This window comes from Lysobacter yangpyeongensis (genome assembly GCF_042655745.1).
Classification (GTDB): Bacteria; Pseudomonadota; Gammaproteobacteria; order Xanthomonadales; family Xanthomonadaceae; genus Agrilutibacter; species Agrilutibacter yangpyeongensis.
In genome coordinates, this window is sequence record NZ_JBHSNM010000001.1 from 760470 (window position 1) to 778797 (window position 18328).

Genomic DNA, 18328 nt, shown 5'->3' on the forward strand with positions numbered 1-18328 from the left:
GAACTTTCCAGCTTGACTCTCCATCGCGACATGCCGGCGCTGCTGCCGCTCACCGATGCGCTCATGGTCGCGAGCGAACAACCGGCGATCGCCGCCGTGACGACGTGGGTGAAGGAGTACCTTTGCCGCCCCCATCCCGAACTGGGCCGCAACGGGCCCATGTGTCCCTTTGTCCCTGGCGCCTTGCAGAAGGAGCTGCTGTTCGTCGCCACCTACGATCGGGACGACCTCGACGTGGCGGCGATCAAGGCGATCCTGCTGGCCGAAATGGAGCGCTTCATCGCACTGCCGCCGACCTCCGGCAACGAGGCGCAGTTCAAATCCCTGATGGTGCTCTTCCCGGCCTTGTCGCTCGACGATGCGCGGGCGCTCATCGAGCCGGCGCAGGCGGAATTGCAGCAGTGCTTCGTTCCGAACGGCCTGATGGTCGGCGAATTCCACGCCGGTCCGCCGCGCAAGTCGGGCTTGTGGAATCCGGAGTTCAAGCCCCTCTACAGCCCAGTCCCGATGCTGGTGATCCGCCACATGGTGCCGACGGACGTGCTTTTCCTGAAGGACGACGCGCGGCTTTTCGCCGAATACACGAAGATCTACGGCAACGCCGTGCCGGAGCGCTTCCGCGCGCAGTTCGAGGAAGCATCGGCGCGGTTCGGCGTCGTCCTGTCGCCGGGCAACGATGCGCCGCAAGGCGCGCCCCGCATCATCGAGGCCTTGGAAACCGCGGAGCTGACCTATCGCGTGCACCGCCACGACGACTTCCCCCAGCCCATCCGCAACCCGGGGGATTTTGCCGAAGCACTCGGCTACGCGCTGGGGCGGATCACCAAGACGCTGTTCCTGCGCTGTCGCGACTCCGGCCGTCATTGCCTGGTCGTCTGCGGCATGGACAAGCGCGTGGACCTGCGCGGGATCTCGAGCCGGCTCGACGCGGGACGACTCGAAATGGCGCCGCTGACGGACCTGCAGAAGCACATCGGATATCCGCCCACGTCGGTCACGCCGATTGCGGTGGAAGGCATTCCGGTCTTCATCGACGAATCGCTGATGGAACACTCGACCGTGCTCACCGGTAGCGGCGTGCCGCGGGTGGAAATCGAGATCGCGCCTGCCGACCTGCGGTCCCTGTGCGACGCACGCGTGGTGGCCATGGCATGAATGCCTCCATGCGCATCGACCAGGCCATCGAAGCGCTGGCGGAGGCCGGCGTCTACCTCGCTGTCCAGGACGGAAAGCTCATCTGCAAGGCCGCCCCGGGCGCGCTGACACCCGAGCGCCGGCAATTCATCAGCGACCGGAAGACGGATTTCCTCGCCTTCCTCGACGCGGGCGACGTGGCGATGCCGGGCGACAGCGAACCGGTGCTCGCGCCTCGCGGTGCCGGCGACGCCATGCTGTCGCCCGCGCAGAAGCGACTCTGGTTCATCGATCGGCTGACCGGCGCCAACTACATCATTCCGGTGACGTATCGGCTGACCGGACCTCTGGACGCGCATGCGCTGGCCCGGGCGCTGCACCGCATCGTCGAACGGCACGAAAGCCTGCGAACGGTCGTCGGTGAAAACGACGGCGAACCGATTGCCCTCATCCGCGACGCGGAAGGATTCGAGTTCGAGTGCGAGGACATCCGGGCGCTGGATCGCGACGCCCGCGAATCGCACGTCCGCAATCGCCTGCAGGCGGCCATAACGCAGTCCTTCGATCTGGCCCGCGACCTACCGCTGCGGGCCTGCCTGTTCCAGTTGGCCGAACGCGAGCATGTCCTGCTGCTGACCCTGCACCACATCGCTTCCGACGGCTGGTCCGTCGAAAACCTGCTGCGCGAGTTGTCGGTGCTGTATGCCGCCTTCATCGAAGCGCGGTCCGATCCGCTGCCGCCCCTGGCGCTGCATTACGCCGACTACGCGGCCTGGCAGCTGCAATGGCTGCAGGGCGAACGGCTCCATCGCGAACTGGCGTACTGGCGCGACCGCCTGGCTGGCGCGCCCGCCGTGCACGGGCTTCCGCTGGACTTTCCGCGCCCGTCGCATGCGGTCCACGTCGGCGCGACCTGGCGCCAGCAACTGCCTGCAGCGCTGCACCGTGCGCTGGGCGAACTCAGCCGCCACCTGGGTGCGACGCTCTTCATGACCCTGCAGACGGCCTTCGCCGTGCTGATCGCGCGGTGGAGCGGCGAGTCCGACGTTGTGGTAGGCACGCCGGTGGCCAATCGTCCGCGCGACGAGCTCGCGCCGCTGATCGGCTTCTTCGCGAACACGCTGGCATTGCGCAGCTCGCTGCCGCCGGACATGCCATTCGCCGAGGCGGTCCGCGAGGCGCGTTCGACGGCGCTGGACGCCTACAAGTACCAGCACCTGCCGTTCGAAGTCCTCGTGGAGGATCTCAACCCCCCGCGCAGCCTCAACCATGCGCCATTGTTCCAGCTGATGTTCTCGCTGCTGGACATCGACGAGGCGTCGGCGATCGACCTGCCGGGAATCACGGCCGAAGCGATCCTTCCGGACTGCAGCAACGCGAAATTCGACCTGGGCCTGACCCTCTTCGAAAACGCGGGCGGGCTCGAGGCGTGCTGGGACTACAGCACCGAGTTGTTCCGGAACGACACCATCGCGCGGCTCGGCGCCTCGTTCGAAGCGCTGCTGCGAGGTATCGTCGCCGATCCGGCGCAGCGGATCGGCGATCTGCCGCTGCTCGACGACGCAGCGCAAGGCCAGGTGCTGGCCCTGGGTGTCGGCGAAGCCGCCGACTACCCGCTGCATCGCTGCCTGCACGAACTGGTCGAAGCACAGGTCGCGCGCAGCCCGGATGCCGTCGCCGTCACCCAGGGCGATGAAGCGCTGACCTACGGCGAACTCAACGAGGAAGCCAACCGCCTCGCCCACCACCTGCGCGCGCTCGGCGTGCGCCCGGAGATGCGCGTCGGCATCGTCATGCCGCGCTGTCCGCGCCTGATGGTCGCGGTGCTGGCGGTGATGAAGGCCGGCGGCGCCTATGTTCCGATCGAGCCCGATCACCCCGATCAACGGCTTGCCTACATGCTCGACGACTGCGCACCCGCGGTCGTGCTGACTCTGGGCGACAGCACGGACCGCGTGCGCTCCCTGCTCTCCGCAACGGGGAAACAACCATCGGCGGTGCTTGACATCGTGGCGGACGCAGCGGCCTGGTCGGATCGACCGCTCGACAATCCGCGGCCCGAAGACGTCGGGCTCACGCCGCGGAACCTCGTCTACGTCATCTACACCTCGGGCTCCACCGGACAGCCCAAGGGCGTGATGAACGAGCATCGCGGTGTCGCCAACCGCATGCTGTGGATGCAGCAGGCCTATCCGCTCGCTCCGCAGGATCGGGTGCTGCAGAAGACACCGATCGGCTTCGACGTCTCGGTGCGCGAAATCTTCCACACCCTGATCGCTGGCGCCCGCATGGTGCAGGCGCGGACCGACGGACATCGCGATCCCGGCTACCTCATCGATCTGATCGCGCGCGAGCGGGTTAACGTCGTCGGCTTCGTGCCGTCGATGTTGCAGGCGTTCCTCGACCATCCGCGCGCACGCACCTGCACCGGCATCCAGCGCATCTTCTGCGGCGGCGAAACACTCCCGGGCGCACTGGCGCGCCGCTGTCGCGCCGAGTTCCCGGATGCGCAGCTGCACAATCTCTATGGCCCCACGGAAGCGGCCGTGAGCGTTACGGCCTGGGACTGCCCCAGAGAGGGGATCCCGGACATCATTCCCATCGGCAGGCCCGGCGCCAACACGCGCATCTACATCCTCGACGAGCGTGGCGCGCCTGTTCCGCGCGGCGTTCGCGGAGAAATCCACATCGCCGGCTGCCAGGTCGCGCGCGGCTACCTCAATCGCCCCGAACTCACCGCGGAGCGCTTCCTCGACGATCCGTTCCATCCCGGCGACGACGCCCGCATGTACCGCACCGGCGATCTCGGCCGCCAGTGGGCCGACGGCAACATCGAATACCTCGGACGCAACGACTTCCAGGTCAAGATCCGTGGCCAGCGCGTGGAACTCGGCGAAATCGAGGCGCAGCTGCGCAACCTGGCGGGCGTTGGCCAGGCGGCCGTGGTCGTGCGCGACGTCGGCGACGGCGGCCCCGCCCTGGTCGCCTACGTCGTCGCCGCGGACGATGCGGACACCTCCGTTCGTACTGGTCAATGGCGGCGGCAATTGCAGGCGGTGTTGCCCGCGCACATGGTGCCGTCGATGTTCGTGCTGGTGCCGGCGATGCCGGTGACGGCGAACGGCAAACTGGACCTCAATGCCCTGCCCGCTCCGGACGGCGACGACGCGTCCCCCACGCTGCATGAGCCACCGCGTTCGCCCCTCGAAGCGCGCCTGGCGGACATGTGGCGCGAACTGCTGCAACGCGAACGCGTGGGCGTCACCGACAATTTCTTCGAACTGGGCGGACATTCGCTGTTGCTGACCCGTCTGAGCAACCAGATCCTCGCGCATTGCGCGATCGAGTTGCCGCTGAAGCAGTTGTTTGCCGCGCAGACGGTGCGTGAGCAGGCCAGGCTCATCGAATCCCGGGAGCCTTCTGCTCGCGAAGCGACGGGCGTCGCGCCCAAGCCCCGGCCCAAGGATGCGCCGCCGGTGCTGTCGTTCGCGCAGCGCAGGCTGTGGTTCATCGACCAGATGGGCGAAGCCGGCGCGGTCTACAACATTCCGTGTGCACTGCGCCTGCGGGGAACGCTCGACGTGGAAGCTTTGCATGCGGCGCTTTACACCGTGGTGCAGCGTCACGAAGTGCTGCGCACGCCGCTGGTCGCGGAGTCGGGCGAGGCCGTGCCGCAACTGCGCGATAGCTTCGATGTGCGGTTGGATACCCACGATCTGGAATCGCAGCCGGATCGCGACGACGAACTGCGCCGACGGATCGACGAAGAGGCCGCACGTCCCTTCGACCTTGCCAGCGACCTCTTCCTGCGCGCGCAACTGCTGCGCCTGTCCGCAAACGAGCATGTGCTGCTGATGACGGTGCACCACATCGCGGCCGACGGCTGGTCGATGGGCGTGCTGTTGCATGAAATCGCCGAGTCCTACAACGCGCGCGAGCAAGGACGGGAAGCCGCGCTGGCACCATTGCCGCTGCAATACGCCGACTACGCGCACTGGCAGCAGGAATGGCTGCAGGGCGAGCGGCTCGACGCGCAGCTGCGCTACTGGGAAGACCAGCTGGCCGGACTGCCGGTGGTGCACAACCTCCCGCTCGACTTCCCCCGCCCCGAAACGCAGCGCTATCGCGGCGCCATGCACTGGCAGCGCATGCCGGCCGAATTGCTCGCCGGCCTCCAGCAACTGGCGCGCAAGCACGATGCCACGTCCTTCATGGTGCTCCATGCGGCCTTCGCGGTGCTGTTGTCGCGATGGAGCGGCGATGCCGACATCGTGATCGGCACCCCGATCGCCAACCGCAGGCACGAGGCGCTCGCACCACTGGTCGGCTTCTTCGTCAACACGCTGGTGCTGCGGACCGGACTGGATCCGCAAGCGTCCTTCGTCGAGGCGTTGCGACACACGCGTTCGGTCGCCCTGGACGCATACCAGCACCAGGACCTTCCCTTCGAGATGCTGGTGGACCGCCTGCGGCCCGCACGCTCGCTGGCACACAGTCCGCTCTTCCAGGTCATGCTGGCGTTCGACAACAACGGCAGCGCGATCGTCCCGCTGGAAGGACTGGACGTCTCGGATGCGGCGGGCGACTCGCACCATGCCAAGTTCGACCTCACGCTCAACCTGCGCGAAACCGCCGAAGGGCTCGAGGCCTGCTGGGATTACAACCGCGACCTCTTCCGGCCCGACACCATCGCCCGCATGGGCGCGACCTTCGAAACCCTGCTGCAGGGCATCGTGCGCGATCCCGACCGGCGCGTGGGCGAGTTGCCCCTGATGGAGGGCGCGCTCGCCGATGAAGCGGAAACGGCGTGCGCCCTGCCGAACGTGACGGGCGTGCACGAGCTGTTCGAAGCCAATGCCCGGCGGGTGCCGGAGCGCATTGCCGCCCGCGACGGATCGCGCGAGATCCGCTATTGCGATCTCGACGCCAGCGCCGCCCGGATCGCCGACGCACTGCAGGCCGCCGGCGTGGGCGCGGACCGGTGCGTAGCGCTGCACATGGAACGCGGCATCGACATGCTCGCCGGCATGCTCGGGATCCTGAAAGCCGGTGGCGCCTATGTGCCGCTCGATCCCGCCCATCCCCGCGAACGCCTGGCCGCGATCCTGCGCGACAGCGGGGCGACAGTCCTGCTGACCCAGTCCGCTTTGCGCCAAGCGCTGCCTGCGGATGGCACGCGGGTGTTGTGCGTGGAAGACCTTCCGTCCGCTGCACCGTTGGCAGAGGGGCGGCGAACGATGACGCTGCAACGCTCGAATCTTGCCTACGTGCTCTACACATCAGGCTCGACAGGCGCACCGAAGGGCGTCATGGTCGAACACGGCAACCTGCTCAACCTCGTCCATCACGCCTGCACCGAGTTCGCGGACAACGGCCCGGTCGAAGCCTCGCTGTGGACCAGCCTCGGCTTCGACGTGTCGGTGTTCGAGGTGTTCGTGGCGCTCGCGCTGGGCGCAACGGTGCACCTCGTGCCCGAAGAGATCCGCGCCGATCCCGACGCGCTGCTGCAGTGGTTCGCCGCGCAAGGAATCACGCAGGCCTATCTCCCGCCATTCGTGGTACGCCGCTGGCGTGAAATCGCGGACGAGCGGATCGCCGCGCTGTCGCTGCGTCGCCTGCTGGTCGGCGTCGAACCGCTCGTGGAAGCCGACCTGCACCGGCTGATGCGTCTGCTCCCCGGCCTGTCGGTCGTCAACGGCTACGGCCCTACCGAAACCACCGTCTACTGCACGAGCTACGCCGACATCCGCGACCGCGCGCGCAATGCGCCGATCGGGCGCCCCATCGCCAATACGCAGATCCATCTTCTGGATGCGTCACTGCAACCGGTGCCCCCGGGCGTGGTGGGCGAGATCCATGTATCCGGCCTGGGCGTCGCGCGCGGCTATCTCAACCGGCCGGACCTGACGCGGGAAAGCTTCATCGAACACCCCTCCGGCCGCCGCCTGTATCGCACCGGCGATCTCGCACGCTGGTCGGCAGAAGGTCAGCTGGAGTTCCACGGACGCCGCGACCAGCAGGTCAAGGTGAACGGTGTTCGCATCGAACCTCGCGAGATCGAGACGGCATTGTGCTCGCATCCCGGCGTGAACGAAGCCGCGGTGCTGGCGCGGGAAACGGGACCGGACCGCGACCGCCGCCTGGTGGCCTACCTGCTCTGCCGCGAAGACCGCCCGGAACCGGGCGCGCTGCGGGAGCACCTGGCGCAGCACCTGCCGGCGTACATGATTCCGTCCGCCTTCGTCCTGCTCGACGCATGGCCGCTGACCGTGAGCGGCAAGCTCGACGCCAGGGCCCTGCCCGAGCCGGACCTCGGTGCCTACGCGGCTTCGGAATACACGCCGCCGGAAACGCCGCTGGAGCGGCAGATCGCCGCGATCTGGCAGGGACTGCTGGGCCACGAGCGGATCAGCGTCACCGCGAACTTCTTCGACCTGGGCGGGCATTCGCTCAACGCGGTGCGGTTGATGTCCTCGATCCGCGAATGCACCGGGAAATCGCTGCCTATTTCCATTCTTTTCCAGGCGCCGACCATCCGCGCCCTGGCGGCGCAGGTCATCGGTTACCAGCCGTCGGCCGGTGAGTCGTTCATCGTCCTGCGCGAAGGGAACACGATGCCCCCGCTGTTCCTCTTCCACGCTGCCGGCGGGGACGTCGTCTGCTACCACCCGCTGCTGCGCCACCTGACTCCGGGCGTCCCGGTCTGCGGATTCCATCGCAGCGAGTTGCCGAACCAGCGGGTGCCGATGTTCAAGTCGGTGGAAGAGCTCGCCGAGGTCTATCTCGCGCGCCTGCTGCGACAACAGCCGGAGGGTCCGTATCGGCTCGCGGGCTGGTCCAGCGGCGGACTGTTGGCGCTGGAGGTCGCGTCCCGGCTCGAATCGATGGGCCGGAACGTGGCCGGGGTCGCGCTCATCGACACGATGCTGGCGACGGGAACCGGCATTCCGGAGCGATTCCACACGCTCGGGCTGGATGCCCTGCAACAACTGTCGCCCGACGAAGCCTGCGAACTGATGCGCGAGTTCGATCCGACATTGCCGATGGCGCGACCCGGCGGCGAGATCCTGGACGTTCCCGCGAGCGACTACTTCAACTACCTGGTCGCCGCCAACCAGATCGGACTGGAGTTCCACAAGCCGCGTTTCGTGCTGGACGCGCCCGTGTCCTACTTCGGATGCAGCCAGAACCGCAATTTCAAGACTGTCGTGCAGCGCGTCGAAGAAATCCAGGCGCTCGTGCGAGGTCCCATCGTCTGCCGCGAATTCGACGCGACGCACTTCTCGATCATGGAAGAGCCGCATGTGACCGAACTCGGCCCGGCGCTTGCAGCGAGCCTGGGACTGTCATGACGACGCACGCGCCACGGCTTGCGGATTGCAGGCTAAACGGCGGGGAACCCGATCGGGCTCCCACTCCGCTTATATCGCCGGCGGCGGGAGCCGTCACCGGCGAACCGGACGCGCCGGCAGGCCTGCAGGCCGAGGACATGGCCCTGGGCGTGGACGGCGTCTGTGCCGCCACGCTGCGTTACGCCTGTACGCCCGAAGCGCTGGCGCAGCTGTCTGCCGACAATCGCCATCGGTATCCGCGACGCAATGCGAGCCTGGTTCGCCAGATCGATTTCCTCGCCGGTCGGACCTGTGCGGAACGGGCACTGCACCGCGCGGGTCTGGCGATGCCGGCCGCGATCGGCACCGGGTCGCATGGCGAACCGTTGTGGCCGCCGGGATTCCGGGGGTCCATTTCGCACGGCGACGGCCTGGCGATTGCGATCGTGGCGCGGGAATCGCGTGCGGGTCGGCTTGGCGTCGACGTGCAGACACGCATCGAGCCGGGCGTCGCCGCGGAAATCCGCGGCCGGATCGCCACACCCGAGGAACTGGCGCTGTGTGCTCCGGCCATGGATGACGCGTGGCTCACGCTGGTCTTTTCCGCGAAGGAAAGTCTCTTCAAGGCCCTGTTCCCGCAGGTCGGGACGTACTTCGAGTTTCTCGACGCAACGCTTTGCGCCGTCCACGACGCACGACTCACCCTTCGCCTCAACACCACGCTCTCGCCGCAGCACGTCCGCGGTCGATGCTACGACGTGGTGTACGGATGGATGGGCACGCACGCCTGGACCTGCTGCTGCGCCTGAATTCACGGCTGGCGGCGATCGCTCCTGCGATCAACGGGCCTCCGAGGTTCGCTACCGTTAGTGCCCGCCCGCACGCCCGCTCCGGCAGCGCCACTCACGCGCCAGGCATCCCGTGAAGACATTTCCCGCCCGGACGAAGCACCGGCCGCCCAGCGAATCGACAAACGGCAGCAACGTCGACGCCGGTTGCTTTAATCTGGCCGCCCTGCGGCAGGCGCGCCGTGATAGTTCATGGAGCCGCATCGTTTGCGGTGGGGCAGAGGCGGCACAGCGCCAGGGAGCGTAAGGAGGCGTCGCCATGGAAGCGCTGCGAAGCGGCATCGGGGCGGTTGCGGGAGATGCCGTTGCGGACGGCTCCGCGATATCGCCGCTGAGCGAAATCATCGGACAGTCGCCGGCGTACCTGCGCCTCGTGGCGCAGATCCGCAAGATGGCGGGCAACGACGCCTCCGTTCTGATCGAGGGCGAGACCGGCGCCGGCAAGGAACTGGCGGCACGCGCCGTGCATTACCTGAGCCGACGGCGTGAACGGCCGTTCGTGCCGCTGAACTGCGGGGCGATTCCCGAATCCCTGGTCGAAGCCGAGCTGTTCGGCCATGTCCGCGGTTCGTTCACCGATGCCAAGCACAACCGCGAAGGCGTCATCGCGCATGCCCAGGGCGGCACGCTGTTCCTCGACGAGATCGAGACGCTCTCGCCCAAGGGCCAGGTCGCCCTGCTGCGCTTCCTGCAGGACCGCCGTTATCGACCGGTCGGCCACAGCCGCGAGCAGCTCGCGGACGTGCGCGTCGTCGCGGCGACCAACAAGCCGATGCCGCGCATCGTGGCCGAGGGGCAATTCCGGTCCGACCTGCTGTACCGGTTGAACGTGCTCAACCTGCGCGTCCCGCCCCTGCGCGAACGCGTCGAGGACATCGTCCCGCTGGCGACGCACTTCGTTGCCCTGTTCTGCGAGCGCTACGGACTCGGCGCCAAGCGACTGGACCACGGCACCGGACTGTGGATGCAGCAGTACGACTGGCCCGGCAACGTTCGCGAACTGGAAAACCTCGTCCATCGCCTCGTGCTGTTCTGCGATGGGGATGTCCTGTACTACGCCGGCGATCCCGACGACGAACCCGCAGACCGGACCTGCCCTGATTTCCGGCGCGCCAAGGCCGCGGCGATCGCTTCCTTCGAGCGCACCTACCTCACACGCCTGATGCGCGAAACCAACGGCAACATCAGCGCCGCGGCACGCATGGCGTGCAAGGAGCGGCGTGCGCTGGGCAAGCTGCTGAAGAAGCACGGCATCGACAAGGACGTCTACCGGGCCTGAGGCCCGACCGATCGAACGCAGCGCCTTCCGGCCATGCGCCGGCAGAGACGACCGTGCCTGCCTGGGTCCCGCACGTGCGCGCGGCGGGTCCGAATCCACCCACCCCTTCACCGCGATAGTCGCGGCACGGCTGCGCTCATCGGGCGGGCAGCGCATCACCGGCGACCCGCATCGCCCTGCACAGGGCGCCGCAACCCGCGCTACGGCGCATCGATGTGCTGGCACGAGGTTTGCTCCAGTGACGGTTGCGCCCAATCCGGTTCGAGGAAGTACGCCATGCCGGCGGGTGCGGTGCATGCAGTGCGCGAGTTGCAGGAAGCCGTCCGCGGGTATTTGCGATCGCACCCGCTCGCGGCCGACACGCTGGTCGGCATCCGCCAATGGTGGCTGCCGGAATCGCTGAGGAGCACGTCGATCGAGATGATCAGGCTGGCGCTGGCGCAAATGGTGGCGAGCGGAGAACTCCGCCGCGAAACCCTGGGCGACGGATCGCATCTGTATGCGTTGCCACGCGCGCAGGACGCCGGCACGCCATGACCCGCGTCGGCGCCCTCCTCCGCGTTCCGCTCCGCTCGCGAGCGCATCGGCCGGTTCACCGGAACGATCCAAGAACAGCCTAGGAGCCCATTCGTATGCCTGCCCTACTCCGCCATCCCGGCGTGTACATCGAGGAAATCCCGAGCGGCGTCCGCACGATCACCGGCGTCGCCACGTCGATCACCGCCTTCGTCGGCCGCGCATGGCGCGGCCAGACCAACGAGCCCGTGGCCGTCTTCAGCTACGCAGACTACGAACGCGAGTTCGGCGGCCTGTGGCGCAACAGCAGCATGAGCTACGCCGTGCAGCAGTACTTCCTCAATGGCGGCAGCCAGGCGCTCATCGTCCGCGTGGCCGCGACCACCGGCATCCAGGCCGCGCCCGCGACCATCACGCTGAACGCAGGAACGACACTGGTCGCCGCCAATCCGGGCACCTGGGGACGCAACCTGCGCGCGTCGGTCGACCACACGACCAGCAACACCGCCGATACCAATCTGTTCAACCTCGAGATCTACGACGACCCGACGCTCAAGGTGGACAGCGCCGGCCGCGGCGGCTCCGGTCTGCGCGAGACGTTCCGCAACGTTTCCATCGATCCGAACAGCCCGCGCTTCGTGACCAAGATCCTGGCCGAGCAATCGACGCTGGCGCGGATGCAGACGCTGGGCGCCGCGCGCCCGACCGTCCAGGCCAATGTCGCGGCGACCGCGAGCACCGGCAGCGACGGCATCCTGCAGGGCGCGCCCGCCGCCGCGGCCACGGCGGCCGCCAACGAGATCCTCGGCTCGCCGAGCGGCAAGAGCGGCATGTACGCGCTGCTCAAGGCCGACCTGTTCAACCTCCTGTGCATCCCGCCGCTGGTGTACGCGCGCGAAACCACGGCGCCGGCGTTCGAGCGCCTCGAAACGGACGTGCCGATGAACGTGTGGACCGCCGCGGCCACGTTCTGCAACGAAGAACGCGCGTTGCTGCTGGTCGATGCGCCCGCGGCCTGGACCGTCGCCAACGCACCAGCCGGCGTCGCCACGTTCAGCGCCGTCACACGGAAAAATGCCGCGCTGTACTTCCCGCGCATCCGCGTGCCCGATCCGTTGCGCGACAACCAGCTGGAAGACTTCGCGCCCTGCGGCGCGGTCGCCGGCATCATGGCGCGCACCGACGCCGGTCGCGGCGTGTGGAAGGCGCCGGCCGGCATCGAGGCGAACCTCGCCGGCGTCCTCGGCCTCTCGATCAACGCCGCTCCCGGATCGCTGACCGACCAGGAGAACGGCACGCTCAATCCGCTCGGCATCAACTGCCTGCGCAACCTGCCCAACATCGGGCATGTGGTCTGGGGTGCCCGCACGCTGGAAGGCAACGACGCGCTCGCTTCCGAGTGGAAGTACGTGCCGGTGCGCCGCCTGGCGATGTTCCTGGAAGAGACGCTGTTCCGTGGCACGCAATGGGTGGTGTTCGAGCCCAACGACGAACCCCTGTGGGCGCAGATCCGCCTGAATGTCGGCGCGTTCATGCACTCGCTGTTCATCGAGGGCGCGTTCCAGGGCGCGACGCCGCGCGAGGCCTACTACGTGCGCTGCAGCCGCGAGACGACGACGCAGGCCGACATCGACAAGGGCGTGGTCAACATCGAAGTCGGCTTCGCGCCGCTCAAGCCCGCCGAATTCGTCGTGATCAAGTTCCAGCAGATGACGCAGCAGGCGCAGGTCTAAGGAGAACGACATGGCACAGTTCAGCGTCAACGCCCGGCGGCTCGATCCCTACAAGAACTTCAAGTTCCGGGTGAAGTGGGACGGCAAGTACGTTGCCGGCGTGTCCAAGGTCAGCGCGCTCAAGCGCAGCACCGAAGTCGTGGAGCATCGCAACGGCGGCGATCCGTCCACGTCGCGCAAGTCGCCCGGCCGCAGCAAGTACGAGCCGATCACCCTCGAGCGGGGCGTCACCCACGACACCGAATTCGAGAAGTGGGCGAACAAGGTCTGGAACTTCGGCTCGGGCCTGGGCGCGGAAGTCTCGCTCAAGGATTTCCGCAAGGACCTGATCATCGAGGTCTACAACGAGGCCGGGCAGCCGGTGCTCGCCTACAAGGTCTATCGCTGCTGGGTGTCCGAATTCCAGTCGATTCCCGACCTCGACGCCAATGCCAACGCCGTGGCGATCCAGACCCTGAAGCTGGAAAACGAAGGCTGGGAGCGCGACTACGACGTGGTCGAGCCGGCCGAGCCCAGCTTCAGCGAACCGGCGATCTGACCCATGCGATCGGGCGGCGCCGCGAGCCTGCTGGAACTGTGGGAGCGTTGCGAACCTTGCAGCGCCTCACAGCGCGCACTGGTGCTGCTGGCGTGGGCGCTGCCCGATCACAGTGTCGATGCGCTGGCGGACTGGGATCTGGGCTCGCGCGACTGGCATCTGCTGCGACTGCGGCGGCGGTTGTTCGGCACGCAACTCGACGGCTACACCGAATGTCCGGCATGCGGTGAACGGCTGGAGATCGAACTCGATGCCCGGCAGTTGCAGGACGATGTCGAACCCGCGCCGGCGCCGGAATTCCGCGGCGAGGACGGTCGCCGCTTCCGCCTGCCGTCCACTCGCGACCTCATCGCGATAGAGAATCTCGATGACGTCGAAGCGGCAACACAGGCGCTCGTCGAACGCTGCGCCCTGGACGCACCCGCGGCGATGCCGTCGCCGGAGACCGAAGCCGCACTGGCGCAGCTCGCCGGCGAACGCGGCTTCCGGTTGGAACTGAGCTGCGCCGCCTGCAACGAACACTGGCTGCACGACTTCGACCCGGGTGCCTTCCTGTGGGAGGAAATCCGCGCGCGTGCACTGGAGCTGCTGGACGAGGTGCACCAGCTGGCCAGCGCCTATGGCTGGAGCGAACGCGCCATCCTGGCCATGTCCGATGCGCGCCGGCACTGCTATCTCGAGCGGGTCGGATGATGGCCGGCTTCTTCCGCCAGCTCGCGCAGCGCGTCCACGCACCGGCGGCCCGGCTGCATTCGTCGGCGGCCCTGCCCTACTCCGGCGCGCGCGACACACCGGGCGATGCCGATGCCGATACCTGGCCGGCCGCGCTGCCCGACACATCGCGCTCGCTGCGGGTGGACGTGTCCAATCACATCGCGCCCGCGCGTCCGGCAGGCAACACGCCCGCGAAGTCGCCTTCGTCCCGGCGCGATGGCACGAAGCGCAGCCGCGCCACCACCAATCCCGTGCGTGCGAGGAGCAAGCCATCGCCGCGACCAGCCGAGCGCGAGCGCCGGACGCCACGCAGCATCGTCGAGCAGGTCGTAGCGCTCATGCCGGCACTCGCACCGCGGCCGCCGGTCGCGCCCAGCATCGCAGCGGCGCGACCGGCAGCCGCGTCCACCGCGCCACCGGGCGCAGCGCAGCCGTCAGTGCCGGCAACACGGCGCAGACACAAGGCGCCGATGGGCACATCGGCACGCGCGGCTTCCGCAACGAGGACGAAGAGCATCGTGGCGCCCCGTCGGCAGATGCCGCCGGCCGCTCCCGACGTCCACATCCATATCGGTCGCGTCGAACTCACCGCAGGCAGCACCGCGCCCGCCGCGCCCAGGCGCGAATCGCCGGCCGAACGCCGGCCGATGTCCCTCGACGATTACCTCAGGCAGCGGCGCGCCGGCCGCACGGGGTCGCCATGAGCAATGCACTGGCCATCGCCGGCGTCACCGCCGTGCTGCGCGACCTGCTGGACAGCGGCCTGATCGACCACGAAATCACCGACGCGATGGGCCAGGGCGTCAGCGTGACCGCCGTCGCGCCCGACACCATCCGTGTCGAGGGCTCCGAGGCCAAGCCGCAGCTCAACATCTTCCTCCACCAGGCGACACCCAACGCCGCACTGCGCAACGTCGGCCTGCCTTCGCGCGATCGCAACGGCCAACGCCTGAGCAATCCGCCGCTGGCGCTCGACCTGCACTACCTGGTCACGGCATACGGCATCACCGACCTGCAGGCGGAGGTCCTGCTCGGCTATGCGATGCAGCTGCTGCACGAGACGCCGATGCTGTCGCGCGACGCCGTGCGCACCGCGCTGAACCCGCCCAACGCGCCCGTCAGCGGTTCGCTGCTCCCGGCCGTGTACGAGGCGTTGCGCGCTTCGGATCTGGCCGAGCAATACGAGCAGATCAAGATCACCCCGGCACCGATGAACACGGAGGAGATGTCGAAGCTGTGGTCGGCGATCCAGGCGCACTACCGGCCCACCGCGGCCTACCAGGTCACCGTCGTGCTGATCGAAGCCACGCAACCCGCGCGCTCGGCGCTGCCGGTGCTCAGTCGCGGGCCCACCGAAACCTCGCAGGTCGATCCGACGAAACAGCGCGAGCGCGGTGTCGCCGTCGCCGCCAACCTGCGTGCGACCTATCCGCAGGTGGACGAGGTCGAACTGCCGAACAGGCAACTCGCCGCGCACCTGGGCGACACGGTCACGCTGAAAGGCGCGCTGTTCGACGGCAGCAACCAGGCCCTGCTGCTGGAGCTGCCGCGCCTGCACATCGAACGCACGCTCGCACCGGGCGCCGTGGCCGCCGACGAGATCAGCTTCGTCATCCCCAACCAGCCGGCCAACTATCCCGCGGGCAATTACCTGATGGCGCTGCAGGTGCAGCGTCCGGGTGAGACGGCGCCGCGCGTGTCCGAACAGATGCTGCTGAAGATCGCGCCGCGCATGACCAGCCTTACCACGCCGCCGCAGGTGTTCAACGCCGATCCGGACGGTACCGCCGTCGTGACGATCTCCTGCTCGCCGCAGGTGCGTCCCAACCAGCGCGTGTCGCTGCTGATCGGCAGCCGCGAAGTGGTGGCCGACGACCATCCCGCGACGACGGCCAATCTCAGCTTCACGGTTCCCGATGCGCCGATCGGCAAGCACCACGTGCGCCTGCGCATCGACGGTGTCGACAGCCAGCTCGTCGATCGCAGCAAGTCGCCACCGGAGTTCCTCGACCAGCGGATCGAAATCGCATGAACGAATCCGTCCTCGACTGGAGCACCGCCAACCAGGCCCTGCTCGCCGCGGAACTGGCCTGGCTGCGTCACGGACTGGAACAGCAGATCGACGACGGCCAGGAAGGCGGCGGTTCCGTCAGCGAGCGCGGCCCTGCCCTCGCGCGGGCGGTGGACGACGCGCGCAATGCCATGCCTGCACCGGCAGCGATCGACATCGTCGCCGAACTGTTCGGTCTGTCGGATTTCGAGCGTCTGGTGCTGCTGCTGTGCTGCGGCGCCGAACTCGATGCGCACATCGCCGATGCCTGCGCGCGCCTGCATGGCAACGCCGCGGCGCGCAATGCCAGTTTCGGCCTGGCGCTGGCGAACCTGCCGGAAGCGCACTGGAGCGCGCTTACGCCGTCGCGTCCGTTGCGGCACTGGCGTCTGGTGGAAGTCGATGCCGGACTGCGACTCGTCGACAGTCCGCTCCGGGTCGACGAACGCGTGTTGCACTTCATCGCCGGGATCAACGCACTCGATGCGCGCCTGCGCCCGTTGCTGACGCTGCGCGAACCGCCGCGCCTGATCGCGGCCAGCCACGAAGACCTGTCGAAGGACATCGTCGCGCGCCTGCTGAATTCTCCGCACGCCGCCGGCCTGGTGCACTTCGACGGCGACGATCTCTACGGGCAGCAGGACCTGGCAGCGAGCGTCGCGGCGACTCTGGGCTCGCGCCTGTACACCCTGCGCGGCGAGGACCTGCCCGGCGCGAGCAACGAGCTCGACCAGCTGCAGGTGCTGTGGGAACGCGAATCGCGCCTGCTTCCCGCCGTGCTGCTGCTGCAGGTGAGCGACAGCACGGCGACGAACGTCATGGCCTCGTTCGTCGAGAACCTGCGGGCGCCGCTGTTCGTGTCCTCCCGCGAGCCGCTGCGCGTGCAACGCGCTTCCTGGACCTTCACCGTCGACAAGCCCGACGCCGTCGAGCAGAAGACGCTGTGGCGGCAGGCACTCGGCGCGCGCGCCGGCCGGCTCAACGGGGCGCTCGACGCCCTGTCCGGACAGTTCCGCCTCAGCGCGCAGACCATCGCCACGATTGCCGAATCGGAAAGCGACCTCGACATCGACGGCCATCATGCGGTCTGGCACGCCGCGCGCCGCATCGGCCGCGAGCGGCTGGAGGACCTGGCCGAACGCATCAACCCTGTGGCGCAGTGGGACGACCTGATACTGCCCGCGGCGCAGACCGGCACGCTGCGCCAGATCGCCGCGCACCTGCGCCAGCGCATGCGCGTCTACGAAGACTGGGGTTTCGCCCGTAGCAGCACGCGCGGACTGGGCGTGAGCGCGCTGTTCTGCGGCGAGAGCGGCACCGGCAAGACGCTCGCCGCCGAAGTGCTCGCCAACGAACTGTCGCTGGATCTGTACCGCATCGACCTGTCCTCGGTGGTGAGCAAGTACATCGGCGAGACCGAGAAGAACCTGCGTCGCGTGTTCGATGCGGCCGAGGACAGCGGCGCCATTCTCCTGTTCGACGAAGCCGATGCCCTGTTCGGCAAACGCAGCGAGGTCAAGGACAGCCACGACCGCTACGCGAACATCGAGATCAGCTACCTGCTGCAGCGCATGGAGGCCTACCGCGGGCTGGCGGTGCTGACGACCAACATGAAGGCGGCACTGGATCGCGCGTTCCAGCGACGCTTGCGCTTCATCCTGAATTTCCCGTTCCCGGACAGCGAGCTGCGCGAAGCGATCTGGCGCCGCGTCTTCCCTTCGCAGGTGCCCTTGTCCGGCATCGACTACCGCAAGCTCGCCAAGCTCAACCTGCCCGGCGGCAACATCCGCAATATCGCGCTGAATTCGGCCTTCCTGGCGGCGGATGCAGGTGAGCCGCTCGGCATGGCCCACCTGCTGCGCGCCGCGCAGAGCGAAAGCGCCAAGCTCGAACGCCCGCTCGCCGATGTCGAGACGCGGGGGTGGATATGAAGCCCGGCCGCGTCCGCGTGCATATCGATCGACTCGTGCTGCGCGGGATTCCACGCGAGCAGCGCGATGCGTTCGTCGCCGCCTTCGAGAAGGAGTTGTCGAGGCAATTCGCGCAGGCGCAGCCGCATGGCGCGCTCCGTGCGCGCCATGCGCCGACCCTCGAGGCCGGCAGACTGCAGCTGCCGGGCAGCAGCGGCCCGAAACAGCTGGGCTTGCAAGCGGCACGTGCCCTTGCCCTGGGACTGAAGGGCTGA

Annotated in this window: 12 protein-coding genes; all 12 read left to right on the plus strand. The window is 68.0% G+C overall.

Annotated features, from left to right (window positions below; translation table 11 throughout):
- Positions 1-12: 12 nt before the first annotated feature.
- The 12 genes from ACFPN1_RS03165 to ACFPN1_RS03220 all read left to right on the plus strand — a co-directional run bounded on the left by ACFPN1_RS03165 (position 13) and on the right by ACFPN1_RS03220 (position 18328).
- Positions 13-1155, plus strand: a complete 1143-nt coding sequence (locus tag ACFPN1_RS03165; RefSeq protein ID WP_386752910.1) for an aminoacyl-tRNA deacylase — start codon at positions 13-15, stop codon at positions 1153-1155.
- An 8-nt stretch (positions 1156-1163) separates the two neighbouring features.
- Entirely contained in the window at positions 1164-8486 is a 7323-nt protein-coding gene (locus ACFPN1_RS03170) for an amino acid adenylation domain-containing protein (RefSeq protein WP_386752912.1), read from the plus strand.
- A 137-nt stretch (positions 8487-8623) separates the two neighbouring features.
- Positions 8624-9274 carry a 4'-phosphopantetheinyl transferase family protein gene (locus ACFPN1_RS03175; protein WP_386752913.1) on the plus strand — a complete coding sequence of 217 codons (651 nt, stop codon included), beginning with the start codon at positions 8624-8626 and terminating at the stop codon, positions 9272-9274.
- Between the two features lie 298 nt (positions 9275-9572).
- Entirely contained in the window at positions 9573-10592 is a 1020-nt protein-coding gene (locus tag ACFPN1_RS03180) for a sigma-54 interaction domain-containing protein (RefSeq protein WP_386752915.1), read from the plus strand.
- 300 nt (positions 10593-10892) lie between these two features.
- Positions 10893-11129, plus strand: coding sequence for a hypothetical protein (locus ACFPN1_RS03185; protein ID WP_386752916.1), 237 nt, complete (start codon positions 10893-10895; stop codon positions 11127-11129).
- Positions 11130-11224: 95 nt separating this feature from the next.
- Entirely contained in the window at positions 11225-12841 is a 1617-nt protein-coding gene (locus tag ACFPN1_RS03190) for a phage tail sheath family protein (protein WP_386752917.1), read from the plus strand.
- 10 nt (positions 12842-12851) lie between these two features.
- Positions 12852-13379 (plus strand): phage tail protein, encoded by a 528-nt coding sequence (locus ACFPN1_RS03195; protein ID WP_386752918.1) that lies wholly within the window; start codon positions 12852-12854, stop codon positions 13377-13379.
- Positions 13380-13382: 3 nt separating this feature from the next.
- Positions 13383-14072: a hypothetical protein gene (locus ACFPN1_RS03200; RefSeq protein ID WP_386752920.1), complete on the plus strand. Its 690-nt coding sequence runs from the start codon at positions 13383-13385 to the stop codon at positions 14070-14072.
- The gene (locus ACFPN1_RS03205; protein ID WP_386752922.1) at positions 14072-14797 is read left to right on the plus strand and encodes a hypothetical protein; all 726 of its coding nucleotides are present in this window, start codon (positions 14072-14074) and stop codon (positions 14795-14797) included. The genes ACFPN1_RS03200 and ACFPN1_RS03205 overlap by 1 nt, the downstream gene beginning before the upstream one ends.
- A complete protein-coding gene (locus ACFPN1_RS03210) occupies positions 14794-16125 on the plus strand; it encodes a Pvc16 family protein (protein ID WP_386752924.1) in 1332 nt (443 codons plus the stop codon). The genes ACFPN1_RS03205 and ACFPN1_RS03210 overlap by 4 nt, the downstream gene beginning before the upstream one ends.
- Entirely contained in the window at positions 16122-18074 is a 1953-nt protein-coding gene (locus tag ACFPN1_RS03215; RefSeq protein ID WP_386752926.1) for an ATP-binding protein, read from the plus strand. The genes ACFPN1_RS03210 and ACFPN1_RS03215 overlap by 4 nt, the downstream gene beginning before the upstream one ends.
- Positions 18071-18328, plus strand: a complete 258-nt coding sequence (locus ACFPN1_RS03220) for a hypothetical protein (RefSeq protein ID WP_386752928.1) — start codon at positions 18071-18073, stop codon at positions 18326-18328. Before ACFPN1_RS03215 ends, ACFPN1_RS03220 begins: the two co-directional genes overlap by 4 nt.